Genomic DNA, 24,288 nt, shown 5'->3' with positions numbered 1-24,288 from the left:
CTGGCTCAGTCCGGTGAACAGACTTGCTGCGCCGTCCAGTTGGACGACTGCCCGCTTGCCGGAGACCGGTATCCGGGTCGCACGGCCGATGCAGTCGGTCCGGACGAGCTCGCTGCCCGTGGCGGGCAGGGTCACGGTGCTCTTCGTCGAGATCCGGGACGTACTGTCGGTCGAAGGGGCGATGGTCCCGCAGAGCCTTTGAGCGCCGGGAGACGGGCACCGACGCAGTCCCGGCCTTTCGCGACACGGGACCGACGCCGTGTCATGCGTCGTGATGGCCGACGTCCCGGGATCGGAGGAACATCAGCGTGCGGTCGAGCAGCAGCGCAGCGGCCTCGGCGTCGTAGGACGGCAGCGAGTTGTCGGCGAACAGGTGCTGGTCGCCGGGATAGAGGTGCAGTTCGGCATCGTCGGCATCGTCGACAAGGGCGCGGGCGGCGTCCGCGTCGCCCTCGTCGGTGAACAGGCGGTCCGCCTCCATGGCGTGGATGCGGACCGGGAGTCGCGACGGCCATCGCCCGAAGGCCGAGCTCGGAACGCATGAGTGGACGAACACGGCACCGCGTGCGCCCGGTCGGGTCTGGGCCAGTTTCTGGGCCGGCAGCACGCCGAGGGAGAACCCGATGTAGACCAGCTCTTCCGGTGAGTCCGGTGCGTCCGCCACCGCCCGGACGCCGCGATCGAGCAGCTCGTCGAAGCCGGTCCTCTCCGCATACGCCAATCCCTCGTCCAGGGTGCCGAAGGTGTGGCCCTCGTACAGATCGGGGGTATGCACGGTGTGCCCTTCGCCGCGCAGTACGTCGGCGAAAGCGATCACACCGGGGGTCAGCCCCTGGGCATGATGAAACAGGAACACTTCGGTCACCGTGAGCCTCCAACGGCCTTCGGACAAGGGTTGATCCATGAAATCCGGAAGGCCCGGGTGCTACCGCTCAAGGGCGATTTCCCGGGCCACGGGCTCGACCGGCCGAACCGCGCGGCCGGCGGCCGCCTCACTCCTCGGGCGGGGGCCCAGGAGCACCGGCCAGCCGTCATCGGCGGCGAGCGTGTCGTCGAGCGCGCGATCCGGGGTCCCGGTGAACACCGCGGTCGCGGGCACCGCCCGCGCATACAGCTCCGGTTCCACCTCGGTCTCCGCGCGCAGGATCAGCACCGCCTCCGGGTCGGCGGTCGAGCGGTCGGGGAACGCCTCGGGGTCCGCGCCTGTCCGCCCCAGCGCGGACGGGAACACGGCGATGTCGACCGTCAGGCGATGGCCGTCGAGGGTGTGCTCGGCCCAGCCGTCGGTCTGCGACAGGAACAGGACACCGTCGCCCTCGTAGCAGTGGTCACCGAGCCGGGCGACGGCGCGCTCACCGGGTGAGCCCTCCGGGTCGACGCGGAGCGTCACAACGGGCACGTCGGGCTCGTCGGGGTTGACGCCGGAACGGATGTGGAGCCGTGCCACGGGCGGCCTCCGGTGACGGGTGGGTCGGATGGGGCACCAGTACAGCACGGTGGTCCCGGCGTTCGGACGGCGGACGGCGGACGACCGCCGCACCGGAGATCGATCGAGCGGATTCGCCACGAGGGGTAGGCCCGCACGCCACTCTTGCTATACGTTCCGTCTAACAGCTTGCTAGACGTGGCGCCGGGTCGTCGCCGTCGACGCGTACGGGAACGCCTCGCCGGCCGCGTCGGTGACCTTCCGCAAGTAGTCGCCGGCCTTCGGCGAGTAGCGGAGCGAGACCGAGTTCGGGACCGGGCGGCTCCCTCCCTGGGGTGCCGCCCGGTCCCTGTCCTGCGGGCGGTCAGGTCGCGTCGGGGTCGACCGCAACCCGTCCCCTGGCGCGCCTGCCGACCACGGCCGCCGCCGCGACGGCACTGCCCGCGAAGGCCAGGGCAACCATCCACGGCTGGTTGAAGACATGCCGGGTGGCATGGTCGACGGAGTAGCGGCCGGGCCCGGTCAGGCCGATCGCCGCGGCGGTGAAGCCGAGGAACGCCGGGTACTCGTAGCCACCGCCCTGCGCGAAGAATCCGGCGGGTGCGTGGACGGCCACGGCACCCGCCATCGCCCCGGCCGCGGCCGCGCCTGCCACCGGGGTGGCCAGGCCGAGGGCCAGCAGCACTCCGCCGCCCGCCTCGCCGAGCCCGGCGGCGACCGCGCTGTGCTTCGGCGGGTGGAAGCCCATCGCCTCCATCGCGGCGGTGGTTCCTTCGATGCCTCCGCCGCCGAACCAGCCGGCCAGTTTCTGGGTGCCGTGCGCGGCCAGTACCGCACCGGTTCCGACGCGCAGGACGAGCAGGCCGAGGTCACGCCGGTCGAGGCAGGCCATGGGTGTCTCCGCAGGGGTTCGGGGGTGGGCGGGGGTGAGGGGGCATACGCGCCATGTCGGGCGGATGCCGCAGTTCCACTCTCCGTGGCGCGGGGCGCCGACGGGTCCCGGTGTTACGCCGTCCGAGGGACGACCCTGTTCGCACCTATGAGACCCACGCCATTATGCAACTTGTTGCACAATGGCGTTCCGGTGGTCTACAACTGGCGCAAACGACACTGCGCGAGGAGCCGCCGCATGAGCCCGTACCCGAATCTGCTGAGCCCGCTCGACCTGGGGTTCACCACGCTCCCCAACCGGGTGCTGATGGGTTCGATGCACATCGGTCTCGAAGAGGTCGAGCGCGGCTTCGAGCGGATGGCCGCCTTCTACGCGGAGCGTGCCCGGGGCGGCGTCGGCCTGATGGTCACCGGTGGAATCGCCCCCAACGCCCGGGGCTGCTCCTTCCCGGGCGGGGCCAAGATGACCACCGAGGCGGAGGCCGAGCAGCATGCGCGGGTCACCGGGGCCGTCCATGCGGCGGGCGGCCGGATCGCCATGCAGATCCTGCATTTCGGCCGGTACGCGCACCACCCCGAGCTGGTGGCGCCGAGCGCGATCCAGGCGCCGATCAGCGCCTTCACCCCGCACGCGCTCACGGACGACGAGGTCGAGGAGACCATCGAGGACTTCGCCAGGGCGGCCGAGCTCGCGCGCCTCGCCGGGTACGACGGGGTCGAGATCATGGGCTCCGAGGGCTATCTGATCAATGAGTTCATCGCCGCCGCCACCAATCACCGCACCGACCGCTGGGGCGGCTCCTACGAGAACCGCATCCGGTTCGCCGTCGAGATCGTGCGCCGGGTCCGTGAACGGGTCGGCAGCGACTTCATCCTGATCTACCGGCTGTCGATGCTGGACCTGGTGCCGGGCGGTTCCTCGCTGGAGGAGGTCGTGCGGCTCGCCCGCGAGATCGAGTCGGCCGGCGCGACGATCATCAACACGGGGATCGGCTGGCACGAGGCCCGTATCCCCACCATCGCCACCTCGGTGCCGCGCGGCGCCTACACCTGGGTCACGGAGAAGGTGCGCGGAGCCGTCTCCGTACCGCTGGTGACCAGCAACCGCATCAACACGCCCGAGGTCGCCGAGGAGATCCTCGCCTCGGGCCGGGCGGACATGGTGTCGATGGCCCGGCCGTTCCTCGCCGACCCCGACTTCGTCGCCAAGGCAGCCGAGGGCCGCGCCGACGCGATCAACACCTGCATCGGCTGCAACCAGGCCTGCCTGGACCACATCTTCAGCGGCAAGGTCACCTCCTGCCTGGTCAATCCGCGCGCCTGCCACGAGACCGAACTCACCCTGTCGCCGACCCGCACCGCGAAGCGGGTGGCGGTCGTGGGTGCCGGGCCCGCCGGTCTCGCGTGTGCTGTCTCGGCCTCCGAGCGCGGGCACCGGGTGACGCTGTTCGACGCGGCCGAGGAGATCGGCGGCCAGCTGAATGTGGCACGCAGGGTCCCCGGCAAGGAGGAGTTCGACGAGACGCTGCGCTACTTCCGTACCCGGCTCCGGGAGGAGAAGGTCGAGCTCCGGCTCGGTACGCGGGTCACGGCCGACGCGCTCGCCGGTTTCGACGAGGTCGTCCTCGCCACCGGTGTCACTCCACGCTCCCCCGCGATCCCGGGCCAGGACCACCCCAGCGTGGTCGGCTACCTCGATGTCCTGCGCGACGGGGCGCGGGTCGGCGAACGGGTCGCGATCATCGGGGCGGGCGGGATCGGCTTCGACGTCGCCGAGTTCCTGACCGACTCGGGCGATGCGGCGAGCCGCGACCCCGAGGTGTTCTTCCGGCAGTGGGGCGTCGACACCGACTACCGCGACCGGGGCGGGCTCCGCGCCCCTGAACGTCCGAAGGCGCCCCGGACCGTCCACCTGATCCAGCGCAGGACCGGCAAGGTCGGCGCGGGGCTGGGGAAGACGACCGGCTGGATCCACCGCACCGAGCTGCGGCACCGCGGCGTCACGACGATCGCGGGCGCCGCCTACGACCGGATCGACGACGAGGGCCTGCACCTCACGGTCGACGGCGAACAGCATCTCCTGCCGGTCGACACGATCGTGCTCTGCGCGGGTCAGGAGCCGCGCCGTGACCTGTACGAGGAGCTGCTCGCCGCAGGCCGTACGGCACATCTCATCGGCGGCGCCGATGTGGCCGCCGAGCTGGATGCCAAGCGGGCGATCCGCCAGGGCACGGAGCTCGCGGCTTCGCTGTGACGTACGGGCCTCGTGGCGCGGGGACCGTCCCCTGCGCCACGAGGCCACTGCCCATGAGGCCACTGCGCCACCGGGCCATGGCCGGCCGTCCATAGGATGCACCCATGTCACTCCCGCATGCGATCCTCACCGCCCTGCTCGAGAAGCCGTCGTCGGGGCTGGAGCTGACCCGCAGGTTCGACCGGTCGATCGGCTACTTCTGGTCCGCCACGCATCAGCAGATCTACCGGGAGCTGGGGAAGCTGGAGCAGGCCGGGCAGATCCGGGCGCTGCCGTCGGAGCAGCCCGCCCGTGGACAGAAGAAGGAGTACGAGGTGCTGCCTGCGGGCCGTGAGGCGCTCTCCGCATGGGTGGCCCGCTCCGAGGACCCCAAGCAGGTCCGGGATCCGCTGCTGCTGCGCATGCGGGCCGCGGCAGTCGTCGGTGCACCGGGCCTGGATGCGGAACTCCGCCGCCACCTGGGGCTGCATCGCCGGCAGTTGGCGGAGTATCTGGAGATCGAGGAGCGGGACTTCCCGCCCGAGCGGAACTCTGCGGAGGACCGGCTGCGGCATCTGGTCCTGCGCGGCGGCATCGATCTGGAGAACTTCTGGATCGGCTGGCTGACGCGGGCACTGGATCAGGACGAGAAGCCGAGTCCGTAGGTGGGTTGTTTCTGTACGTGACAGTTCGGCAGGCGGATGTCACGTTCCCGCGACACACCACCGGCCGGCAGGCATCGCGTCCACGCGTTACGAACCGCCCACCGGTGCCCGGCCAAGGTCCGGTCGAAGCGTCGGCTGGTCCAACGGCCCCCGGCTTGCGATGACGACCCGTGACGGCGGCCCGGCCCCGGGTTTCGGTTCTGCCCCGGCCGGACCGGCGACGGCAGGGGTCTCCGACTGGGCACGGCTGAGCAGGATCACGCCCCGTACCGCCGCCGCCGTCCCGAGCAGGGCGAGGAGCAGGCTGGTCGTACCGCCCTGGAGGCGTTCGCCGAGCAGGGCCAGGCCGATCGCCGCCGCGGCCACCGGATTGGCGAGCGTGACGACCGCCAGCGGTGCGCCCAGGCCGTCCCGGTAGGCGGTCTGGGAGAGCAGCAGCCCGCTCATCGCGAACGCGGAGACCAGCAGCGCGACGACGACCAGGCGCCAGCTGAACAGCGGACCGGTGTGGTCGGTGACGGAGACGGTCAGGGTCTGAGTGAGCGCGGACGCGACCCCGGAGGTGATGCCGGACGCGGCGGCGTGCCGCAGGCCGGGGCGTGCTCCCGGCCTGCTGAGTCCGGCGACGACGGCCATGGTCCCGGCCCCGACGGCCAGGGCCTCGGGCAGGCTGAGCGTTTCGTGCGGGGCGGCGGCGCCCGCGGTCATCAGCAGGGCGCCGAGACCGAGCAGGGTGAGGATCGTGCCGCGCCACTCGATCCTGGTGACCCGGCGGCCGGCGGCCCTGGCGCCCAGCGGGACGGCGGCGACCAGGGTAAGGGCGCCGAGCGGCTGGACGAGGGTGAGCGGGCCGTACTTGAGCGCCGCGACGTGCAGCAGCGCGCCGCCGGCGTTCAGCGCGACCGCCGACCACCAGGCGCCTCGCCCGAGCAGCCGCAGCACCCCGGCGTCCGGTTCGGTCCGCCCGGCGAGCCGGGCCTGCGCCACCGCGGCCGACGCGTAGGCGGCGGCGGAGACCAGGGACAGCGCGACGGCGATCAGGGTGGCGTTCACCGTCGCACTCCGGTCGAGGCGTACGCGGCCGGGACAGCAGGCTCGGCGGCGTACGACACGGCCGACGGAGCGGGTTCGCCCGCCGCGGACGGCCACGGGAGATGCGCCCGGACCGGCTGCGTGCGCGGCAGCCGCAGGGCCGCGAAGGCCACCGCGAGCAGCGCGGAGACCACGATCGAATCGAGCCAGTAGTGGTTGGCCGTGCCGACTATCACCAGCAGGGTGACGAGCGGATGCAGCAGCCACAGCCAGCGCCACCGGCTCCGCGTCGCGACGATCAGCCCGACGGCGACCATCACCGCCCAGCCGAAGTGCAGCGAGGGCATAGCGGCGAACTGGTTCGCCATCGAGTCGGTCGCCGGCGTCGCCCCGTACACCGTCGGTCCGTACACCTGGCCGGTGTCGACCAGTCCGGCGGCGGCCAGCAGCCGCGGCGGGGCGAGCGGGAAGAGCAGGTGGAGGGCGAGCGCGGCGCCGGTGAGTGCGGCGAGGATGCGGCGCGACCAGACGTAGTGACGGGGACGGCGCCAGTAGAGCCACATGAGGAAGAGCAGCGTGGCCGGGAAGTGCACGGTCGCGTAGTAGGTGTTCGCGAGGTGGATCAGCGTCTCGTTGTGCAGCAGCAGGCTCTGCACCGTGCCCTCGCCGGGCAGGTGCACGGAGCGCTCGAAGTCCCAGACGTGTCCGGCGTTGCGATACGCCTCGTCGACGTGACCGTTCGCGGCCTGCCGGCCGAGTTTGTAGATCACGAAGAGCCCCACGACCAGAAGCAGTTCGCGGACGAGGGGCGGTCGGGCAGTACTGTCCGGCTCCCGATCTGCTGGCTCGCTACCGGCGTACATCACCCGGTGCCCCTTTGCTGACGAAGCGGTGTTACGGCGGCATGGTCCAGTCCATGCCGTATCGATACGCCAGTGTACCGATACGCGAACGTATCGGTACACGCGCGTATCGGTACACTGGCGTATCGAAGGACCTCGTCGCAGAGTCGCTGAGAGGGATGCCACATGTCGCCGCAGGAAGCCGCGCAGGAACCGGCACACACACCACGTCGCTCGAAGATCACGCCGGAGCGGGCGCAGGAGTTCTACGCGGCCGTGCTCGACATGCTGAGAGAGTCCGGTTATGAGGCCCTCACCATGGAGGGGGTCGCCTCGCGGACCCGCTGCGGCAAGTCCACGCTCTACCGGCAGTGGGGCTCCAAGCCCGAACTGGTCGTGGCCGCGCTGCACGGCACCCGGCAGGCGCTGCTTCCGCACATCGACACCGGCACGCTCGCGGGGGATCTGCGCGAGGCGGCGCGGGCGATCGGTGCAGGCTCGGGGCGCGACACCCCGCTGATGCACGCGCTCAGCCATGCCGCGCTGCAGAGCCCCGAGCTGCTGTGCGCGCTGCGCGAGGCTCTGATCGTGCCCGGACTCGCGGCGATCGACGACATGGTCCGGCGTGGGGTGGAGCGCGGCGAGATCCCGGCGGACAACCCGGCGGCGGAGTTCGTCTCCGCGCAGCTCCTGGGCGTGATGCGCGCCCGGCCGCTACTGGAGGGAAAGTACGCGGACGAGGTATATCTCACCCGCTTCGTGGAGAACGCGGTCCTTCCCTCACTCGGACTGGGCGCGACACAGCCCTAGGGTCTGTCCGGCCCTGATCCGCCGGACAGACCCTAGGGCCGACAGACGTGGGCCGTTGCCGGAGCGGATGACGACGGCCCGCCGGCGCCGCACCGTGGGGACGGGGGCGGCGCACCATCCGGGCGGCCGGTGACCCCTTGGGGAGTCACCGGCCGCCCGCGGTTCACACCTGTTCCACCAAACAAACAGTTGGTAGATTTACCCGACCGTGCATGACGGAAGACGGCGGGGCGGACCCATGGATATCGGCAATCCCATCGACTTCACGGGGCGAGCCGTGATCGTCACCGGCGGCACGAAGGGCATCGGCGCCGCGATCGCCGAGGCGTTTCTCGCCTCCGGTGCGGAGGTGCTGGTCTGCGGTCGCGGTGAACCGCCGGAGCTGCCCGGGAGCGGCACACGCCGGGCACACTTCCGGTCGGCCGACGTCCGCGACCCGGCGGCGGCCGCCGCACTGGTCGACGCGGCGGTGCAACGGTTCGGACGGCTGGATGTGGTCGTCAACAACGCCGGCGGCTCCCCCGACGCCGACGCGGCCACCGTGTCACCGCGTTTCGTCGAGAAGATCGTCGCCCTCAACCTGCTGGCCCCGTTCTATGTGTCACAGGCCGCCAACCGGGTCATGCAGGGGCAGCGCGACGGAGGCTCGGTCGTCAACATCGGCAGCGTCTCCGCGCACACCCCGCAGCCCGGCACAGCCGCGTACACGGCAGCGAAGGCCGGACTGCTGGCGCTGACCCGGGCGCTGGCCCTGGAGTGGGCGCCGAAGGTGCGCGTCAACCACATCACGACCGGACTCGTCCGCACACAGAGCGCGGCACCGGTCTACGGCGAGGACGGTGGCGCCGCCGTGGCCGGGGTCATCCCGATGCGGCGGATGGCCGCGCCGGACGATGTGGCGCGCGCCTGCCTGTACCTGGCGGGCGGTCTGGCCGCGTACGTCAACGGCGCCGACCTGGCGGTGCACGGCGGGGGCGAGGTGCCGGCCAGATTCCTCGTGGCGAAGGGCGGACACGGCGGCCCGGCCGGGGAACCCGGACCACAAGGACCGCAATGACCGAAGCGAAGCAACACCTTTTCTCGTCCCCTTGACGATAGCCACCACTCCTCCTTATCGTCTCCATGACGAGAATAAAGGGGTCCCGACATGGCCGACATCACCAGGCGCTTCGGCTGGCGCCATCTGCGCTCCGCGCCCACCGCGCACATCCGCCACCACAAGCGCGGCCGGCTCGCCCACGACGGGCCGGGGCTGAGCTTCTGGTACCGCTCGCTGAGCGCCGCTCTCTCGGAAGTCCCGGTGAACGACCGGGAGTTGGCGATGGCGTTCCACGCCCGCACCTCCGACTTCCAGGACGTGACCGTGCAGGCCACCGTGACGTACCGGATCAGCGACCCGGCCGAGGCCGCCGCCCGGCTGGACTTCTCGATCGACCCGGACACCGGGGTCTGGCGCGGCGCGCCGCTGGAGCAGATCGCCACACTGCTGACCGAGACCGCCCAGCAGCACACCCTGGACGTACTGGCCAGGACGGCGCTGGCCGAGGCATTGGTCGACGGTGTCGCGTCGGTACGGGACCGGGTCGCCGCGGGGCTCGCCGCCGAACCACGGCTGCCCGCCACCGGCATCGACGTGGTCGCGGTGCGGGTGGTGGCCATCCGCCCCGAGGCCGAGGTGGAGCGCGCCCTGCGCACCCCCGCCCGGGAGCAGATCCAGCAGGAGGCCGACCGGGCCACCTACGAGCGCCGCGCCGTGGCGGTGGAACGGGAACGGGCCATCGCCGAGAACGAGCTCGCCAGCCAGATCGAACTGGCCCGTCGGGAAGAGCAGTTGGTCGAGCAGCGCGGCACCAACACCCGCCGCGAGGCCGAGGAGAACGCGGCGGCCGACGGGGTACGCGCCGAGGCCGAGGCGGCACGCAAGGTGCGGCTGGCCCGGGCCGAGGCCGAGGCCGCCCGTGAGGTCGGCGCCGCGCGGGCCGAGTCCCAGGCGGCCTGGCTGCGGGTGCACGGAGAGGTGGACGCCGCGACCCTGCACGCCCTGGCAGCGACCAGGCTCGCCGAGAACTTGCCGCGCATCGACAGCCTCACCCTCTCCCCCGACGTGCTCACCGGCCTGCTCAGCAAGCTCGGCAGCACCGGCCCGGAGACCCGGGCATGAGCCTCGCCCCGCGCGCGGTACTGGTCCACCGCACCACCGAGTACGAGGAGTTGCTGGCCCGGCACGGCACGCACGGGCAGGCCGCCTTCTTCCTCTCCAGCCGCGGCCGGTCCATCGACGAGGTGGCGCGGCGGCACCGGCAGACCCAGCAGGCGCTCGCCGATGTGGCGGCAGCCGTACCGCTCCAGTGGCGTCAGTCGCGGGTTGAGCGCGCGGACCTCGACCGTTTCCTGTTCGGGCCGGAGGACGTGGCGGTCGTCGTCGGACAGGACGGGCTGGTCGCCAACGCCGCCAAGTACCTCTCCGGTCAGCCCGTCGTGGGCATCGACACCGACCCCGGACGCAATCCGGGTGTGCTCGTCCGCCACCGGCCCCGCGACGCGGCCGCCCTGCTCCGGGCGGCCGCGTCCCCCGGCGGCGCGGCGGACGAACTCACCATGGTCGAGGCGGTGTCCGACGACACCCAGCGCCTCCTCGCCCTCAACGAGATCTATCTCGGCCCGCCCGGCCATCAGACCGCCCGCTACCGGCTCGGCCCGGACACCGCCGACGGCCCCGCCGAAGCGCAGGCCTCCTCCGGCGTCCTCGTCGGCACCGGCACCGGCGCCACGGGCTGGCTCCGCTCGCTGTGGCAGGAACGCCGCAGCGAGCTCCGTCTCCCGGCGCCCACCGACCCACGTCTCCTCTGGTTCGTCCGCGAGGCCTGGCCGTCCCCCGCGACCGGCACCTCGCAGGTCGCGGGCGAGCTGGGGCGCGGGCAGGGGCTGAGGCTCACCGTGGAGTCCGACCGGGTCGTGGTCTTCGGCGACGGGATGGAGACGGACGCACTGGAACTGACCTGGGGTCAGACGGTGCGGCTCGGCGTCTCGGCGACTTCGCTGCGGCTCACTGTCTGAGTGTCCGACCGCCTGACCGACCTACGGACGCGCACCGGGCGGCGATGCGGTTGTCCGTAGGCTGCCACGTACGACCGGAGTGCCGGGCCCCGTGCCCGCGGCACTCCCCAGCTGCGAGGAACACAGGGAGCACCAATGACGACCACGCCCGCGGACACCTCCTCCCGCAACACCCGTCCGCCGAAGGCGCAGGCGGCGCTCGGTGTGGGCGTCATCGTGCAGGACGGTCAGGGGCGTGTCCTCCTCGGCAGGCACCACGGCGGAACCTGGGAGCTGCCCGGCGGCAAGGTCGACCCGACGCATGAGTCCATCGCCGAGGCGGCCGTCCGTGAGCTCCGGGAGGAGACGGGCCTGGAGGTCGACGCTGCGAGCGTGCGCGTCTTCGCCATGCTCCACGACGTGGTCGGGGGGATCAACCGGGTGTCGATGGCCGCCGCGGTGACCGTGCGGTCGGGAAGCCCGCGGGTGACCGAACCCCATCTGATCAGTGCCTGGCAGTGGACCGGAATCGACGCCCTGCCGGAGCCGTTGTTCGGCCCCTCCGCCCAGGTGCTCGCGGCCTGGCGCCCGGATCTCTCGATCGAGCACCCGCCCGCGCACCGGCTGATGATCGCGGAGGGCGCAGACGGCGCTGAGGACACCGAGGGCGCATAACCTTGCCTCATTAACCGTTTGCCTAGTAATCCTAGGCAGAGTTAGCGTCCCTCGCATGAAGGCCGTGAGTGAGCAGGACATCCGCACATCGTTCATCAATTGCTCGAAAGGGGAGGCCAAGCGTCTGCCACTGCCCCGCGACCTCGACGAGCTGCCCTGGGACGATCTGGACTTCCTGGGGTGGCGGGACCTCTCCGCCCCCGGACGCAGCTACATCGTCACCGAACGCGACGGCGAACTCATCGGCGTGACGCTCCGCTTCCCCTCCCGGCAACGCGGCTTCCTCCACCGGAGCATGTGCTCCCTGTGCCTCACCACGCACCCGGGGAACGGCGTCTCGCTGATGACCGCCCGCAAGACCGGCGCGGCGGGACGCGAGGGCAACTCGGTGGGTCTCTACATCTGCACCGACCTCGCCTGTTCGCTGTATGTCCGGGGCAGGAAGACCCCGGCATCCGGCGGCCGTTTCAAGGAGACCCTGACGCTGGAGGAGCAGGTGGAGCGGACCAGGACCAACCTCGACGCGTTCCTGGGCAAGCTCTTCGGCTGAGCCGGCGGCTGGTGCACGTCTTCAGGCCGGGGCGTCGGCGGTGAAGGTGACGGGCAGTCGTTCGGGGCCGCGCAGCCCTCCCGGTCGCCACCGCAGTTCGTCGGGCGGCACGGCCAGGGCGAGGTGGTGGAGGCGGCGGAGAACGGTGCCGATGGCGATCTGCCCCTCGAGCCGGGCCAGCGGCGCCCCGAGGCAGTAGTGGATGCCGTGTCCGAACGCGAGGTGGGCGTTGTCCTGCCGGGAGATGTCCAGGCGGTCGGCTTCGGGGAAGTGGTCCGGGTCCCGGTCGGCGATGGCGGATGCCACGAGCACGGTCGCGCCGCGCGGGATGTGCACGCCCGCGATGGTGACGTCCTCGCGCGCGAACCGGGCGATGCCGGGGTTGACCGGCCCGTCGTAGCGCAGGAATTCCTCGATCGCGCCCGGCAGCAGTTCCGGCTCGTCCCGCAGCATCCGGAGCTGGTCGGGGTGGGCGAGCAGCGCCGCGACACCGCTGCCGATCAGGTTGACCGTGGTGACGTATCCGGCCGCCAGCAGCAGGAAGGCCATGGCGATCAGCTCGTCCTCGTCCAGCCTCTGCTCCTCGTCCCGGGCGGTCACCAGGGCGCTGAGCAGATCGTCCCCGGGCCGGGCCCGCTTCACCCCGATGAGCCCGGTCAGGTACCCGCGCATGTGCCGCCACGCCTCGTCCGTCCGGGCCGGGTCCGGCGGCTCGGCCCCCTGCAGGACCAGGTCGTCGGTCCACCGCTGGAATTCACGCCGGTCCGTCACGGGCACGCCGAGCAGTTCACTGATCACGGTGACCGGGAGCGGCAGCGCGAAGCTCCCGACGAGGTCGGCACGGCCGTCCGGCCCGATCTCGTCGAGCAGCCGGTCGGCGATCTCCTGGACGCGGGGCCGCAGCTCCGCCACCCTGCGCGCGGTGAACGCCTTGGACACCAGGCGGCGCAGTCGGGTGTGGTCGGGGGGATCGGTGCGGAGCATGTTGCGCAGTACGGACTCGCGGTCCGTGGCGGGCAGCCGCTCGATGAGCCGGGGGTCGGACGCATCGCGGACGTCGCTGCTCAGCCGCGGGTCGGACAGCGCCGCGAGGCCGTCCTCGTACCGTGTGACCAGCCACGCTTCCAGGCCACCGGCGATGATGGCACGCCGTACCGGGCCGTCCTCGCGCAGTTGTCGGTAGACCGGAAAGGGGTCCGCCACGAAGGCCGGATCGGCGTAGGGAAGAAGGACCGGCTGCTGGCTCATCATGCCTCCCGGGGGCCACCGCGCCTCTTCGCGCAGATTTGTACGCTACCAGCCCATTTGACCTGCTTCGTACCAGCGTAGTGGGCCCGAGAGGCCCGAGGCGGCCCCGGGTGCGAGTGCGAGGCGCGGTGCGGACCCGGCCGGTCAGGATGCCGGTTCGCCGTTCCGGTGGCACCAGGTCCGCAGCAGCACCCGCCACCCCTTCGACTCCCTCGGGACGAGCTCGTCCGCGGCCGGCCGGAATCCGGCCGACCGCGCCACGGCGGCACTCGGGGCGTTGTCGGCTTCTATCCGGAGAAGCACTCGCCTCGCATCCAGGTGATGGACGGCGTATTCGGTGGCGACCATGACCGCTTCGGACGCCAGTCCCCGACGCCGGTGCCGCGGCCCGACGCCGTAGGCGAGCTCGATGTCCCTGTCGTCCAGGTCGTCCTGGAAAAGCAGCACCTCGCCCTGCGGCTGCCCGCCGTCGGCCGTGATGGCCAGTTGCATACAACGGCCTTCACCCCGGGCCTTGCGGGCCCGTCCGAGATACTCGCGAGCGGCGTCCGCGTCGAACGGCGAGGGTACGGGCGTCCAACGGCCGATCTCCGGATCGTCGTACATCTCGATCAACGCGGGGATGTCTTCCTCCTCCCACTCCCTGAGCACAATCCTCCGTCCGGCCAGGCGAACGGGGGCGGTGGGCAAGGTTCTCGGCCGATTCTCCATGTGCCGATCGTGCCCTGTCCGAGTGCCGTCATGTCGGCTTCCGGCAGATGCGGCCGCTAAGCGCTGCAAGGACGCGCAGGGGGTCCGGGTCAGCGCACCGGCTGCTCCACCGCGCCGGCTTCCTCCGCCTCCCCCGGCTCTCGCACGCAGCGGCCGGGGCCGACTTCGGCAGTGCCTGGACGAGCAGGGCGACGATGACCGGGAACGCCACGACGACCGCGATGCCGAGGCAGAACACCTTCGGGTAGTTGTCCGGCGCGGGCGAGTCCCCGAGCGTGCCGAAGAAGACCAGCCCGACGAGCGAGACACCGAGCGCCGCGCCGCCCTCCATCGCCGTGGACAGCACGCCGGAGGCCGAGGAAACGTGCTTCGGGCCGACGCCCGCCATGGCCGCGGCGGGCAGCGGCGCGGCGACCAGCCCCATGCCTGAGCCGGCGACCAGCAGTCCGGGCGCGGTCCAGCCGGCCGTGCCGTCGATGCCGAGCTGCGCGACGATCAGCCCGACCGTTCCGTAGCCGACGGCGACCAGCACGGCGCCCAGGGAGATGACCTGGTTGCCGATGCGCGCGGCGATCTTCCCGGCGAGGAACGACGAGCCGAAGAAGCCGGCGCTCATCGTGGTGCCGGCCGTTGAAGGTGCGGCCCTCGAAGTGGGCAAGTCCCAGGGCCTGTTTCATCTCTCGGTAGTCGTGCTCGATGCGCCAGCGGAGCTTGGCCAGGCGGACGAGGGTGGTCAGCGGGGTGTCGGCGGGCGCCCGGCCGCCTCTACGGCCGCTGGGCGCATGTTCGTTTCGGGGACTCCGCACGGCACGCAAGGCGTTCGGCAGATCAAGGCCGTGGTCAAACCCTCTCTACTACGGGGCGTCGGCCAGTTCCTCGTCGGAATCGAGGATCGAGTACTCCAGCTTCCTCAGCAGCCGTGCGAGCTGTCGGCGTTCGGACGGCGACATCCCGGCGAGCATGTCGCGCTCGTTGTCGAGGTGCTTCGCGAACACGGTGTCCACCGTCGCGAGTCCCTTGTCCGTGAGGCGCGAGTAGACGACCCTGCGGTCGTCGGCGTCGCGTTCGCGGACGATCAGCCCATCCTTCTCCAGACGGTCGATCCGGAGGGTCACGCCCGCCGACGACACCAGTCCGGAGTCAGCCAGCTGGCCGGCCGTCAGCCGGAACGGCTCCCCCGATCGCCGCAGTGCGGTCAGCACGTCGAAGCCCGCCACCGACAGACCGTGCCGTTCGATCGACGTGGTGAGCCTGGTGTTGTAGCGCAGGAACGAGCGGTGGAGCTGCGCGAGGACCTCCAGCGGGCTGGTGTCCAGCCCCGGCCGCTCGCGCGCCCAATCCTCGATCACCTTCGCTACGGCGTCCTGATTCCCCGACTTCGATCCAGCCATCCTCAACCCCTCGCACGGCTCCCGCGGACTTCTCACGGTCCTGAGAATCTTACCGGTGAAGGGAAGAGGCCAGACCGCGAGAGCTGGCGCCGTAGGGTCTCACCTGCAAGAACGCCGCCTCGGCAGCTGGACGACCACCACGGTGAGGGCGTGTTCTGGGTCGACGAGCACGGGCAGCGGGGCGTACCGCACCTCACGATTTCCAGGGCGTCCTCGGCGAGGTAGCGGTTCTCGGCGAGGACGACGGCGACGGGCCGGCCGACGTAGACGACCTTCTCCCGGGCGAGCAGCGGCATGGGAGTCATCCGGACCAGCGGGTCCAGAAGCTCGGCGAGGCTCGGCGGGGTACGCAGTTCTTCCCCGCTCAGCATCGCGGGCAGGTCCGCCACGTCGTCGCCGGGCCACACGGCGACGACGCCCGGTGCGGCCAGGGACGCGGTCACGTCGACCGACTCGATACGGGCGTGGGCGTGCGGGCTGCGCAGGAAGGCGGCCTCGACGGCGCCGTGGAGGGCGATGTCGTCGACGGAGCGGCCGTTGCCACGCAGTAGCCGGTCGTCCTCGACGCGCGGGACGGAACGGCCGATCCAGCGGCCGTTGCCGGGCTTGGGCCGGTCGGAATCGTGGGACACGCGGGTCACTCCCCGAATCGCTCGTCGAGTGCCTGGCAGACGGCACGGCGGATGTTGCGGTAGCCGGTGCACCGGCACAGATGCCCGCTGAGCGCGTCGGCGACCTGTTCCTCGTCGGGACGCTCGGATTGCTCGGTCAGAGCGGTCGCCGTCATGGCCAACCGGGTCTTCGCCGTACGGTCGGCCCAGGAGCGGGAGCTGCTCACCGGGCTGGGCGCGGCAGACCGGCGCCGGCTCTCCGGGCTGCTCGGCACCCTGGGGCAAACGCTGGGGGCCGGTGTGCCGGAGCAGTGATCACTGCTCCGGTGCACCGGCCCCGCACCGGGACGTCCGGTCGCCTCAGGAGTTGAGTTCCTCCAGCGTCCTGCCCTTGGTCTCGACGGCGAACCACGCGATCACGGCGCCCACCGCGGCCACGACGGCGAGCTGCGCGAAGACGATGGCCAGACTGCCGCCCGCTCCGATGATCGCGCCGACGGTCACCGGGCCGAGGATGACGCCGATGCGGTTCCACAGACCGCCGAAGGCGGCGCCCTTGGCCCGGTTGAACGTGGGATACAGCTCGGGCGAGTACAGGTAGAGCCCCGCGTTGATCGCGTAGAGGAAGAAGGTCGTGCAGGAGGCGAAGACGGCGACCTGACCGCCCGAGGTCGCACCGGCCAGTGCGAGGACGCCCAGCGAGAGCACGGTGCCGACGAGCGCGCCGACGAGCGCCGGCCTGCGGCCGATCCGGTCGATCAGCAGGGCCACGACGAGCGTGCCGAGCAGGCCGGTGACGTTGCTGAGCAGGGTGTAGACGAGCGCGGTGGTCAGATCCAGCCCGAACTGCTTCGTGTACAGCGACGGCAGCCAGGTGGAGATGCCGTGGTTGACGTAGTACGCGACGAACCACAGACCCGACAGCACGGCCGTGCGGCGCAGATAGCGGCCCCGGAACAAATCGCTCAGGCGGCCCTGGGAGGTCTCGTCGGGCAGGGTCGCGACGGGTGCGGGCAGCGGCTCGGCGGTGGCCTGGGCGACCTCCGCCTCGATACGGGCGAGGGCCTCCTCGGCTTCCTCCGTACGGCCACGGGACAGCAGCCAGCGCGGGGACTCGGTGACGTGGCGGGGCAGCAGGGCGGCGATCAGCACCGGGAGGGTGCCGACGACGAACATCGCGCGCCAGCCGAAGTTGGGGACCACCCATACGGCGACCAGGGTGGCCACGGCGAGTCCCGCCGGGAAGATCATCTCGTACAGCAGGACGAAGCGGCCCCGTTTGTCGGAACGGGCGATCTCGTTGATGTAGGTGGCCGCGACGGGCACGACACCGCCGATGCCGAGACCCTGGACGAACCGGAAGAGCGAGAAGGTCTCGATGCTGCCGGAGAAGGCGACGGCCAGGCTGGCGAGACCGGTGACGGCGACACCCAGGGCGACGGTGCGCACGCGGCCGATCTGGTCACCCAACCAGCCGGCGGCCAGTGCGCCGAGCAGCATGCCGATGGAGGCGGAGGTCACGGCGAAGGTGGCCTGCCCGGTGGTCAGGTGCCATTCCTTCATCAGGACGGGCAGTGCGGAGGCGGCCAACAGCTGGTCGAACGCCTCGAAGAAGGTGACGGCGCCGATCAGGAATCGGACCTTGACGTGCCAGCGCGAGTGCGGCAGTCGTTCAAGTCTCGCGGCTATGGAGCCAAGGGCTGGCTTGCCGGCCACAGTCGTCATGGAGGGGGTCCTTCCGCGGGCAGAGGGGTTGCGGAGACAGTAGGGACCCATATCTAAGCGGTCAATAGTTAAGAGCTTAGAAACCTGACGTCCGTCCACTCGCGAGCCATCCTCGCCGCCCCAGATCTCATGCTCAAGGCCCCCTCGATACCGATTTCAACTCGGGTCTTGCGCGAAGAAAGTTAAGCCCTTAGATTTCAAGCACTTCGACAGTGCAGGTAACCCAACCGCTCCGGTCTCGCGCCGAACGCATCCGCACCCGAAGTTCACCCCCATTCCGCCGCCTCGCCCGGAGGTACCCCCGTGCCGCACTTCCCCACCGACATCCTGATCGCGGGCCAGTGGCGACGCGGCGCGGGTGAGCCCCTCGACACCGTCGACCCGGCAACCGGCCGCGTTCTCGCCACCGTCCACTCCGCATCGGCGGACGAGGTCGCCGAAGCGGCCGAGGCCGCGGCGAAGGCAGCCGCGGCCCCGTCGTGGCGGGACCTGCTCCCCCACGAGCGCGCCCGGCTGCTGCACCGGATCGCCGAACTGACCGAAGGGGCCGCCGACGAGCTCTCGGCCCTGCAGACCGCCGACACCGGCAAGCCCCTCACCGAGACCCGGGCTCTCGCGCTCAGCGCGGCGGGCACCTTCCGCTACATGGCGGCCTCCCTGGAGACGGCAGAGGACACGGTCACACCGTCCCGTGGCCCGTACGTCACGATGAGCGTGTACGAACCGATCGGCGTCGTCGGCGCGATCAACCCCTGGAACTCCCCCGTCGCCAGCGACGCGCAGAAGATCGCCCCCGCGCTCGCGGCCGGGAACGCGGTCCTTCTCAAGCCCGCAGCCTGGACCCCCCTGGTATCCCTCGCCCTCGGCCGTCTGATCACCCGGGCACTGGACGACTTCCGGTTGCCCACGGCCCTGCTGTCGGTACTGCCCGGCAGCGGCCGGGTGATCGGGGACGCCGTCGTACGCCATCCCCTCGTCGCCCGCATCGGATTCACCGGCGGCACGGAGACCGGCCGGTCCATCGCCGCGATCGCGGCGGAGAAGCTCGTCCCCGCCTCGCTGGAACTGGGCGGCAAGTCGCCAACGATCGTGCGCGCCGACGCGGACGTCGAACAGGCTCTGGTCGGCGTGCTGTTCGGGATCTTCTCGTCCAGCGGCCAGTCCTGCATTGCCGGTTCCCGGCTCTTCGTCGCACGCGAGATCTACGACTCGTTCGTCGGTGAACTCGTCGAGCGCGTCCGCAAGTTGCGCGTCGGCCCCGGCACCGAACCGAGCACCCAGGTCGGCCCGCTCGTGCACCACCGCCACCGCGACTCCGTCGCCGCCTATGTGGACCTCGCCCGCTCCGAAGGCGCGCGGGTGCTGTGCGGCGGGTCCGCCCCCGAGGGCGAGCGGTACCAGGACGGCGCGTACTACCTGCCGACCGTCCTCGACGGGCTGCCGAACACCTCCCGCACCTGCCAGGAGGAGATCTTCGGACCGGTGCTGGTCGCCCTGCCCTACGACGACGAGGACGATCTGGTCCGCCAGGCCAACGACTCGGTCTACGGGCTGGCCTGCGGCATCTGGACCCGCGACCTTCGGGCCGCGTGGCGGATCGCCCGCCGTATCGAGGCCGGCACCGTCTGGATCAACACCTACAAGCAGTTCAGCGCCTCCACCCCGTTCAGCGGATGGAAGGACAGCGGCCTCGGTACGGAGAAGGGCCGCGACGCGATCCGCGCCTACCAGCGCCAGAAGTCCCTGTACTGGGGCACCTCCGACCTCCCGCTCCCCTGGGCCAACTGACCCGGCACGCCTGCCCGTCTTGGAGAGACTCATGCACCAACCACCGCCCGGTCCGATCGCCCGGCTCCGCTCGCTGCGCTACGTCGAGCTGCACACGCCGGCCTTCACCGAGGCCGCCGACTTCTACGAGGAGGTCTGGGGCCTTCAGACCGTCGAGTCCGACGCCGGCGCCCGCTGGCTGCGCGGCACGGGCGACGAGCACCATGTCCTCCACCTGACCGAGCGGGAGCGGGTCGGCCTCGGCCGGGTCGCGTTCGCTGTCGCGACCCCCGCCGAGGTCGACGAGGCCGCCCGGCGGCTCGAAGCACGCTCCATCGTTCCCGTCTTCGGGCCCGGCCCGCTGGAACAGGCCGGCGGCGGCTACGGGCTGCGGTTCACCGACCCCGAGGGACGCCTCATCGAGATCAGCGCCCAGGTCGAGGCGGTCGTCCCGCGCGGCCGGGACGGCGCCGTGCCCGTCGGGGTCACGCACGCCGTGCTCAACACCACCGACATCGACGCCGCCGTCGCCTTCTACTGCGAGGTGCTCGGTCTGCGCGTCTCCGACTGGTCCGAGCACCAGATGGCATTCCTGCGCTGCAACGCCGACCACCACTGCATCGCCTTCAACCAGGCCGAGTGGACCTCGCTCAACCACGTGGCGTACGAGATGACCTCGGTCGACCACTTCATGCGGGGCCTCGGCCGGCTGCGCCACCACGGCATCACTCCCCAGTGGGGCCCCGGCCGGCACGGTCCCGGGAACAACACCTTCTCCTACTTCACCGACCCGTCCGGGCTGGTCTGCGAGTACACCTCCGAGGTCGCCCAGATCGTCGAGGACGCCTGGATCGCCCGGGTGTGGCGGCGGGTGCCGGACCTGTCCGACCTGTGGGGCACGGCCGGTCCGCCGTCGAAGGAGATCCGCTGCCACATGGCGGGCACGCCGGACTCCGGCCCACTCGCTCCCCTCGACGCCCAGGAGGCCACCGCATGAGCACCGTACGCAAAGTTGGCGTGGTCGGCTGGGGTGCGATCGGCCGGGTCGTCGGCACCGCCCTCGCCGATGGGCAGGTGGGCGGCGCCGAGCTGGTGTGCGTCGTCGACAACCGGCCCCTCGGTGAAGCCGCGCCCGCGCGTCAGGTCACCTTCGAGGAGGCCCTGGAACTCTGCGACCTGATCGTCGAGGCCGCGGGCCAGGGCGTCGTGCGGGAGTGGGGAGAGCGGGTGCTGGCCTCCGGCACCGATCTGCTGATCGCCTCCAGCGGGGCGCTGACCGACGACGAGCTGGCGAAGCGGCTGCTCGCGGCGGGACCGGGCCGGGTGTACTTCACGGGCGGCGCCGTCGGCGGTCTCGACCTGCTCCAGGCGGCACGCTCGCTCGGCCCGCTGGACGAGGTCCGCCTTACCACCACCAAGCTGCCATCGACCCTCGAACAGCCCTGGATGGACGAGGAGTTGCTGACCCGGATGCGGACGGCAACCGGACCGGTCGAGGTCATGTCCGGCACCGCCCGCGAGGTTCCGGTGAAGTTCCCCAAGTCGACGAACGTGGCCGCGTCGGTCGCGCTGGCCGTCGGCGACCTGGACGCTGTGCGGGTCCAGGTCGTCGCCGACCCGGCGGCACACCACACCCGGCATGTGATCGAGGCGTCCGGCCCGCACGGTGCATACCGCTTCGAGGTCGCGCATCTCCCCGACCCGGGCAATCCGGCGACCAGCCAGGTCGTGCCGTACGCGGTCCTGCGCAGCCTCGCGGCGCTCGCCGGACGGACGGGGCAAATCCTTTGAGCGCCGGCGCCGACGTCCATGTGGAGGAGGACGGCGAGCGGGGTCCGCTGCTGCTGTGCCTGCACGGCATCGGCTCGTCGTCGGCCGCGTTCGCCCCGCAGCTCGCCGAACTCTCCTCGTACGTAAGGGTCGTGGCCTGGGACGCCCCCGGCTACGCCAAGTCCCCCGACCCCGAGGAGCCGCTCACCCTCGACGACTTCGCGGACACGGCGGCCGCTCTCATTCGCGAGCGTGCCACGACCGCGCATGTGCTCGGCGTCTCCTGGGGCGGTGTGATCGCGCTGCGGCTCGCCACTCGCCACCCGGAGCTCGTCGCCTCACTCATCATCGCCGACTCCAGCCCCGGCTCGGGCACGGACGAAGCGAAGGCCGAGGGCATGCGAGCAAGGGCGGTCGAGCTCGCCGAGCTCGGTCCGCGCGCCTTCGCCGAGGCGCGCGGACCGCGGCTGGTGTCGCCGGGCGCTCCGGACGATCTGGTGCGGCGGGTCGTGCGGACCATGGCGGAATCGGTGCGGCTGCCAGGCTACGCGTACGCCGCCGAGTCCATGGCCGCGGCCGATCTGCGCGCCGAACTCCCCTCGATCGCCGCGCCCACGCTCGTGCTCTGCGGCGACCAGGACAAGGTCACCGGCATCGAGGCGAGCCAGGCCATCGCCGGGGCCGTTCACAGAACCGCCTACGTGATCGTCAAGGACGCCGGTCACCTGGCCAACCAGGAGCAGCCCGGGCACTTCAACGCCTGGGTGCTCTCCCACCTCCGCATCACCGCATCCATTCCCGAATAGGAGCTGTTCCCCATGCCTCTGACCACCACCGAGTACGACAACGGCGGCGACCTCTCCGCATACACCGACTCCCTCATCGCCACCAAGAACTCCCGTGTGGCGGACTTCGACACCCTCTCCTTCCAGGAGAAGGCCGGCTCGCAGTTCCGCCGAGGCCAGATCCGGTATGTCGGCTCGGGCGCCACCGGCAACCACGAGAGCGACAGCCGCATCATCCCGTCCGGCGGCTTCACCTTCTCCAACATGCTGCTGCCGCCCGGCGCCGAGGGCCCGGCCCACACCCACCACGATGTCGAGGAGGCCTTCTTCGTCCTGGAGGGAGAGGTCAAGGTCGGCATCCACCGCGGTCCCGACGAGGCCGAGTACCGCACTCTCGGCTACCGAGACATGATCGTCGTCCCGGCCGGCGTGACCCGATCGCTCAAGAACGAGGGCGACACCGACGCCCTGTTCTGCGTCGTCATCGGTACGCAGAAGCCGCAGGTGCCCACCTACCCCGAGTACTCGCCGATGCACGGTGTCACCCGTGGCTGACCAGCCCCCGGCCGACGCACGCACCGTCGTCGTCACCGGCGCGGGCCGTGGCCTGGGACTGGCCATGGCCCGCCGGGCGGGCGCCGACGGCTTCCGAGTCGTCGTCGCCGAGCTGGAACGGGAGCGGGGCGAGCACGCTGTCGCGCAGCTGCGCGCGGAGGGCATCGACGCCCACTTCGTACGCTGCGATGTCGCCGACCCCTCCTCGGTGGACGCACTGGCCGGCACCGTGCGCGAGCTGGGCCCGCTGTACGGCCTGGTCAACAACGCGGCGCTCGCCAACGGCGTGGGCGGCAAGGAGTTCCAGGACATCGACGTCGAGGTGTGGGACCGCCTGATGACGGTCAACGCCCGCAGCCCCTGGCTGGTGTCGAAGGCGCTGTACCCGCTCTTCGCAGCCCCGGGCCGGATCGTCAACATCGCCTCGGACGCCGCACTGTACGGATCCCCGCGCCTCGCCCACTACATCGCCTCCAAGGGCGCGGTCATCGCGCTGACCCGGGCCATGGCCCGCGAGCTCGGCGACAAGGGGATCACCGTGAACGCGGTCGCCCCCGGACTCACCGAGTGCGAGGCGACCGAGACCGTGCCCACCGAGCGGCACGACCTCTACCGCATGAACCGGGCCATCTCCCGGCCGCAGCAGCCCGACGACCTCACGGGGATCGTCTCCTTCCTGCTCGGCGAGGAGTCCCGCTATCTGACCGGCCAGGTGATCGCCGTCAACGGCGGCTTCACCATGAACTGAACTGCAGGAGAAACCAGTTATGGATCTGGGCCTCGCCGACCGCACCATCGTGGTCACCGGCGGCAGCTCGGGCGTCGGCCTGGCCACGGTCCGCGCCCTCCTCGACGAAGGCGCCCGCGTCGCCACCTGCGGCCGCGACGCCGACCGGCTGGCCAAGGTGGCCGCCCGGCTCGGCGCCGGACGTGACCGCCTGCTGACCGGCGTGTGCGACGTACGGGACGCCGATGCGGTGCGCGACTTCGTCCGTCGCACCGCCGAAGAGTTCGACGGCATCGACGGACTCGTCAACAACGCCGGACAGTCCCGGATGAAGGGTCTCGACGACTCCACCGCCGACGACTGGCGCGACGAGCTGGAGCTGAAGTTCGCCGGGGTGCTGAACCCTCTGCAGGCGGCTCGCCCCTACCTCACCGCCTCCGGCACGGCGAGCGTCGTCAACATCAACGCGGTGCTCGCCAAGCAGCCGGAGACCCGGCTGATCACGACGAGCGCCGCCCGCGCCGGCATTCTCAATCTCTCCAAATCCCTGTCGGTCGAACTGGCCGGCGAAGGCATCCGGGTCAACTCCGTCTGCCTGGGACTCATCGACACCGGCCAGTGGACCCGACGCCACGCGGCCGCGGACTCCGGCATGACCTACGAGGACTGGCAGGCGGAACTGGCCGCCGACCGGGGTATCGCGCTGGGCCGTCTCGGCCGGGCCGAGGAGGTCGCGTACACGGTCGTCACCCTTCTCTCCCCCCTCGCCTCGTACATCACCGGCACCAGCGTCGACGTCTGCGGCGGAGTCGGCCGCTCCATCCTCTGAGGAGACACC

The 24,288-nt window shown here is 71.3% G+C and carries 29 protein-coding genes and 1 pseudogene; 17 read left to right on the top strand and 13 right to left on the bottom strand.

Annotated elements, in window-relative coordinates; all coding sequences use genetic code 11:
* Positions 1–55: 55 nt before the first annotated feature.
* Positions 56–202: a hypothetical protein gene (locus tag OG978_RS36700; RefSeq protein ID WP_326769369.1), complete on the top strand. Its 147-nt coding sequence runs from the start codon at positions 56–58 to the stop codon at positions 200–202.
* A gap of 60 nt (positions 203–262) precedes the next feature.
* On the opposite strand, the gene OG978_RS36695 is transcribed toward OG978_RS36700, so the two are convergent.
* The 3 genes from OG978_RS36695 to OG978_RS36685 all read right to left on the bottom strand — a co-directional run bounded on the left by OG978_RS36695 (position 263) and on the right by OG978_RS36685 (position 2,318).
* On the bottom strand, positions 263–865 hold the full coding sequence (locus tag OG978_RS36695) for a dienelactone hydrolase family protein (RefSeq protein WP_326769368.1): 603 nt from the start codon (positions 863–865) through the stop codon (positions 263–265).
* A gap of 60 nt (positions 866–925) precedes the next feature.
* Positions 926–1,447, bottom strand: coding sequence for a hypothetical protein (locus OG978_RS36690; protein ID WP_326769367.1), 522 nt, complete (start codon positions 1,445–1,447; stop codon positions 926–928).
* Between the two features lie 343 nt (positions 1,448–1,790).
* Positions 1,791–2,318 carry a DoxX family protein gene (locus OG978_RS36685; protein WP_326769366.1) on the bottom strand — a complete coding sequence of 176 codons (528 nt, stop codon included), beginning with the start codon at positions 2,316–2,318 and terminating at the stop codon, positions 1,791–1,793.
* 237 nt (positions 2,319–2,555) lie between these two features.
* Between OG978_RS36685 and OG978_RS36680 the strand changes: the two genes are divergently transcribed.
* Both OG978_RS36680 and OG978_RS36675 read left to right on the top strand, forming a co-directional pair.
* Positions 2,556–4,571, top strand: coding sequence for an NADPH-dependent 2,4-dienoyl-CoA reductase (locus OG978_RS36680; RefSeq protein WP_326769365.1), 2,016 nt, complete (start codon positions 2,556–2,558; stop codon positions 4,569–4,571).
* A gap of 104 nt (positions 4,572–4,675) precedes the next feature.
* A complete protein-coding gene (locus OG978_RS36675) occupies positions 4,676–5,215 on the top strand; it encodes a PadR family transcriptional regulator (protein ID WP_326769364.1) in 540 nt (179 codons plus the stop codon).
* Between the two features lie 87 nt (positions 5,216–5,302).
* On the opposite strand, the gene OG978_RS36670 is transcribed toward OG978_RS36675, so the two are convergent.
* Together OG978_RS36670 and OG978_RS36665 are read right to left on the bottom strand one after the other, a co-directional pair.
* Positions 5,303–6,268 (bottom strand): hypothetical protein, encoded by a 966-nt coding sequence (locus OG978_RS36670; RefSeq protein ID WP_326769363.1) that lies wholly within the window; start codon positions 6,266–6,268, stop codon positions 5,303–5,305.
* Positions 6,265–7,113: a phosphatase PAP2 family protein gene (locus OG978_RS36665; protein WP_326769362.1), complete on the bottom strand. Its 849-nt coding sequence runs from the start codon at positions 7,111–7,113 to the stop codon at positions 6,265–6,267. The genes OG978_RS36670 and OG978_RS36665 overlap by 4 nt, the downstream gene beginning before the upstream one ends.
* Positions 7,114–7,275: 162 nt before the next feature.
* Here OG978_RS36665 and OG978_RS36660 point away from each other — a divergent pair, with 162 nt between their 5' ends.
* The 6 genes from OG978_RS36660 to OG978_RS36635 all read left to right on the top strand — a co-directional run bounded on the left by OG978_RS36660 (position 7,276) and on the right by OG978_RS36635 (position 12,160).
* The gene (locus OG978_RS36660) at positions 7,276–7,899 is read left to right on the top strand and encodes a TetR/AcrR family transcriptional regulator (protein ID WP_326769361.1); all 624 of its coding nucleotides are present in this window, start codon (positions 7,276–7,278) and stop codon (positions 7,897–7,899) included.
* A gap of 238 nt (positions 7,900–8,137) precedes the next feature.
* Entirely contained in the window at positions 8,138–8,956 is an 819-nt protein-coding gene (locus OG978_RS36655; protein ID WP_326769360.1) for an SDR family oxidoreductase, read from the top strand.
* Between the two features lie 90 nt (positions 8,957–9,046).
* The gene (locus OG978_RS36650) at positions 9,047–10,060 is read left to right on the top strand and encodes an SPFH domain-containing protein (protein WP_326769359.1); all 1,014 of its coding nucleotides are present in this window, start codon (positions 9,047–9,049) and stop codon (positions 10,058–10,060) included.
* Positions 10,057–10,956, top strand: a complete 900-nt coding sequence (locus OG978_RS36645) for a hypothetical protein (RefSeq protein WP_326769358.1) — start codon at positions 10,057–10,059, stop codon at positions 10,954–10,956. Before OG978_RS36650 ends, OG978_RS36645 begins: the two co-directional genes overlap by 4 nt.
* Before the next feature lie 135 nt (positions 10,957–11,091).
* Positions 11,092–11,610 (top strand): nucleotide triphosphate diphosphatase NUDT15, encoded by a 519-nt coding sequence (locus OG978_RS36640; protein ID WP_326769357.1) that lies wholly within the window; start codon positions 11,092–11,094, stop codon positions 11,608–11,610.
* Positions 11,611–11,665: 55 nt separating this feature from the next.
* Positions 11,666–12,160 carry an FBP domain-containing protein gene (locus OG978_RS36635; RefSeq protein ID WP_326769356.1) on the top strand — a complete coding sequence of 165 codons (495 nt, stop codon included), beginning with the start codon at positions 11,666–11,668 and terminating at the stop codon, positions 12,158–12,160.
* 21 nt (positions 12,161–12,181) lie between these two features.
* Here OG978_RS36635 and OG978_RS36630 read toward each other — a convergent pair whose 3' ends face one another.
* The 7 genes and pseudogenes from OG978_RS36630 to OG978_RS36600 all read right to left on the bottom strand — a co-directional run bounded on the left by OG978_RS36630 (position 12,182) and on the right by OG978_RS36600 (position 16,297).
* Positions 12,182–13,408, bottom strand: a complete 1,227-nt coding sequence (locus tag OG978_RS36630) for a cytochrome P450 family protein (protein ID WP_326769355.1) — start codon at positions 13,406–13,408, stop codon at positions 12,182–12,184.
* A gap of 144 nt (positions 13,409–13,552) precedes the next feature.
* A complete protein-coding gene (locus OG978_RS36625; protein WP_326769354.1) occupies positions 13,553–14,059 on the bottom strand; it encodes a GNAT family N-acetyltransferase in 507 nt (168 codons plus the stop codon).
* An 88-nt stretch (positions 14,060–14,147) separates the two neighbouring features.
* Complete coding sequence (locus OG978_RS36620) at positions 14,148–14,735, bottom strand: hypothetical protein (protein ID WP_326770324.1); 588 nt, start codon at positions 14,733–14,735, stop codon at positions 14,148–14,150.
* A 1-nt stretch (position 14,736) separates the two neighbouring features.
* Positions 14,737–14,856, bottom strand: a pseudogene (locus OG978_RS36615) (transposase); the annotation flags it as partial.
* Between the two features lie 117 nt (positions 14,857–14,973).
* On the bottom strand, positions 14,974–15,510 hold the full coding sequence (locus tag OG978_RS36610) for a MarR family winged helix-turn-helix transcriptional regulator (RefSeq protein ID WP_326769353.1): 537 nt from the start codon (positions 15,508–15,510) through the stop codon (positions 14,974–14,976).
* Between the two features lie 32 nt (positions 15,511–15,542).
* Positions 15,543–16,142 (bottom strand): hypothetical protein, encoded by a 600-nt coding sequence (locus tag OG978_RS36605; protein ID WP_326769352.1) that lies wholly within the window; start codon positions 16,140–16,142, stop codon positions 15,543–15,545.
* Positions 16,143–16,147: 5 nt separating this feature from the next.
* On the bottom strand, positions 16,148–16,297 hold the full coding sequence (locus tag OG978_RS36600; RefSeq protein WP_326769351.1) for a 2Fe-2S iron-sulfur cluster-binding protein: 150 nt from the start codon (positions 16,295–16,297) through the stop codon (positions 16,148–16,150).
* Between OG978_RS36600 and OG978_RS36595 the strand changes: the two genes are divergently transcribed.
* Positions 16,296–16,436 carry a hypothetical protein gene (locus OG978_RS36595; RefSeq protein WP_326769350.1) on the top strand — a complete coding sequence of 47 codons (141 nt, stop codon included), beginning with the start codon at positions 16,296–16,298 and terminating at the stop codon, positions 16,434–16,436. The two genes, OG978_RS36600 and OG978_RS36595, sit on opposite strands and share 2 nt — an antisense overlap.
* A 45-nt stretch (positions 16,437–16,481) precedes the next feature.
* On the opposite strand, the gene OG978_RS36590 is transcribed toward OG978_RS36595, so the two are convergent.
* Complete coding sequence (locus tag OG978_RS36590) at positions 16,482–17,846, bottom strand: MFS transporter (RefSeq protein ID WP_326769349.1); 1,365 nt, start codon at positions 17,844–17,846, stop codon at positions 16,482–16,484.
* Positions 17,847–18,149: 303 nt separating this feature from the next.
* Between OG978_RS36590 and OG978_RS36585 the strand changes: the two genes are divergently transcribed.
* Genes OG978_RS36585 through OG978_RS36555 form a run of 7 tightly spaced genes read left to right on the top strand, consistent with a single transcriptional unit; the run spans position 18,150 to position 24,279 of the window.
* Positions 18,150–19,634, top strand: a complete 1,485-nt coding sequence (locus OG978_RS36585) for an aldehyde dehydrogenase (protein WP_326769348.1) — start codon at positions 18,150–18,152, stop codon at positions 19,632–19,634.
* Positions 19,635–19,665: 31 nt separating this feature from the next.
* On the top strand, positions 19,666–20,610 hold the full coding sequence (locus OG978_RS36580) for a VOC family protein (protein ID WP_326769347.1): 945 nt from the start codon (positions 19,666–19,668) through the stop codon (positions 20,608–20,610).
* A complete protein-coding gene (locus OG978_RS36575; protein WP_326769346.1) occupies positions 20,607–21,404 on the top strand; it encodes an aspartate dehydrogenase domain-containing protein in 798 nt (265 codons plus the stop codon). Before OG978_RS36580 ends, OG978_RS36575 begins: the two co-directional genes overlap by 4 nt.
* A complete protein-coding gene (locus tag OG978_RS36570; RefSeq protein ID WP_326769345.1) occupies positions 21,401–22,189 on the top strand; it encodes an alpha/beta fold hydrolase in 789 nt (262 codons plus the stop codon). Before OG978_RS36575 ends, OG978_RS36570 begins: the two co-directional genes overlap by 4 nt.
* 12 nt (positions 22,190–22,201) lie before the next feature.
* The gene (locus OG978_RS36565; protein ID WP_326769344.1) at positions 22,202–22,723 is read left to right on the top strand and encodes a cupin domain-containing protein; all 522 of its coding nucleotides are present in this window, start codon (positions 22,202–22,204) and stop codon (positions 22,721–22,723) included.
* Entirely contained in the window at positions 22,716–23,471 is a 756-nt protein-coding gene (locus tag OG978_RS36560) for an SDR family oxidoreductase (protein ID WP_326769343.1), read from the top strand. The genes OG978_RS36565 and OG978_RS36560 overlap by 8 nt, the downstream gene beginning before the upstream one ends.
* Positions 23,472–23,490: 19 nt before the next feature.
* Complete coding sequence (locus tag OG978_RS36555; RefSeq protein WP_326769342.1) at positions 23,491–24,279, top strand: SDR family oxidoreductase; 789 nt, start codon at positions 23,491–23,493, stop codon at positions 24,277–24,279.
* The last annotated feature ends 9 nt before the right edge of the window (positions 24,280–24,288 follow it).

Source organism: Streptomyces sp. NBC_01591 (genome assembly GCF_035918155.1).
Lineage (GTDB): Bacteria > Actinomycetota > Actinomycetes > Streptomycetales > Streptomycetaceae > Streptomyces.
This window is presented reverse-complemented; position numbering and strand designations above follow the sequence as displayed.

Coding starts and splice junctions, on each gene's coding strand:
- OG978_RS36575 (WP_326769346.1), top strand. CDS start 20,607: ATGAGCACCGTACGCAAAGTTGGCGTGGTCGGCTGGGGTGCGATCGGC.
- OG978_RS36580 (WP_326769347.1), top strand. CDS start 19,666: ATGCACCAACCACCGCCCGGTCCGATCGCCCGGCTCCGCTCGCTGCGC.
- OG978_RS36650 (WP_326769359.1), top strand. CDS start 9,047: ATGGCCGACATCACCAGGCGCTTCGGCTGGCGCCATCTGCGCTCCGCG.
- OG978_RS36680 (WP_326769365.1), top strand. CDS start 2,556: ATGAGCCCGTACCCGAATCTGCTGAGCCCGCTCGACCTGGGGTTCACC.
- OG978_RS36565 (WP_326769344.1), top strand. CDS start 22,202: ATGCCTCTGACCACCACCGAGTACGACAACGGCGGCGACCTCTCCGCA.
- OG978_RS36630 (WP_326769355.1), bottom strand. CDS start 13,408: ATGAGCCAGCAGCCGGTCCTTCTTCCCTACGCCGATCCGGCCTTCGTG.
- OG978_RS36685 (WP_326769366.1), bottom strand. CDS start 2,318: ATGGCCTGCCTCGACCGGCGTGACCTCGGCCTGCTCGTCCTGCGCGTC.
- OG978_RS36595 (WP_326769350.1), top strand. CDS start 16,296: ATGGCCAACCGGGTCTTCGCCGTACGGTCGGCCCAGGAGCGGGAGCTG.
- OG978_RS36640 (WP_326769357.1), top strand. CDS start 11,092: ATGACGACCACGCCCGCGGACACCTCCTCCCGCAACACCCGTCCGCCG.
- OG978_RS36675 (WP_326769364.1), top strand. CDS start 4,676: ATGTCACTCCCGCATGCGATCCTCACCGCCCTGCTCGAGAAGCCGTCG.
- OG978_RS36590 (WP_326769349.1), bottom strand. CDS start 17,846: ATGACGACTGTGGCCGGCAAGCCAGCCCTTGGCTCCATAGCCGCGAGA.
- OG978_RS36600 (WP_326769351.1), bottom strand. CDS start 16,297: ATGACGGCGACCGCTCTGACCGAGCAATCCGAGCGTCCCGACGAGGAA.
- OG978_RS36555 (WP_326769342.1), top strand. CDS start 23,491: ATGGATCTGGGCCTCGCCGACCGCACCATCGTGGTCACCGGCGGCAGC.
- OG978_RS36645 (WP_326769358.1), top strand. CDS start 10,057: ATGAGCCTCGCCCCGCGCGCGGTACTGGTCCACCGCACCACCGAGTAC.
- OG978_RS36660 (WP_326769361.1), top strand. CDS start 7,276: ATGTCGCCGCAGGAAGCCGCGCAGGAACCGGCACACACACCACGTCGC.
- OG978_RS36655 (WP_326769360.1), top strand. CDS start 8,138: ATGGATATCGGCAATCCCATCGACTTCACGGGGCGAGCCGTGATCGTC.
- OG978_RS36610 (WP_326769353.1), bottom strand. CDS start 15,510: ATGGCTGGATCGAAGTCGGGGAATCAGGACGCCGTAGCGAAGGTGATC.
- OG978_RS36620 (WP_326770324.1), bottom strand. CDS start 14,735: ATGAGCGCCGGCTTCTTCGGCTCGTCGTTCCTCGCCGGGAAGATCGCC.
- OG978_RS36635 (WP_326769356.1), top strand. CDS start 11,666: ATGAAGGCCGTGAGTGAGCAGGACATCCGCACATCGTTCATCAATTGC.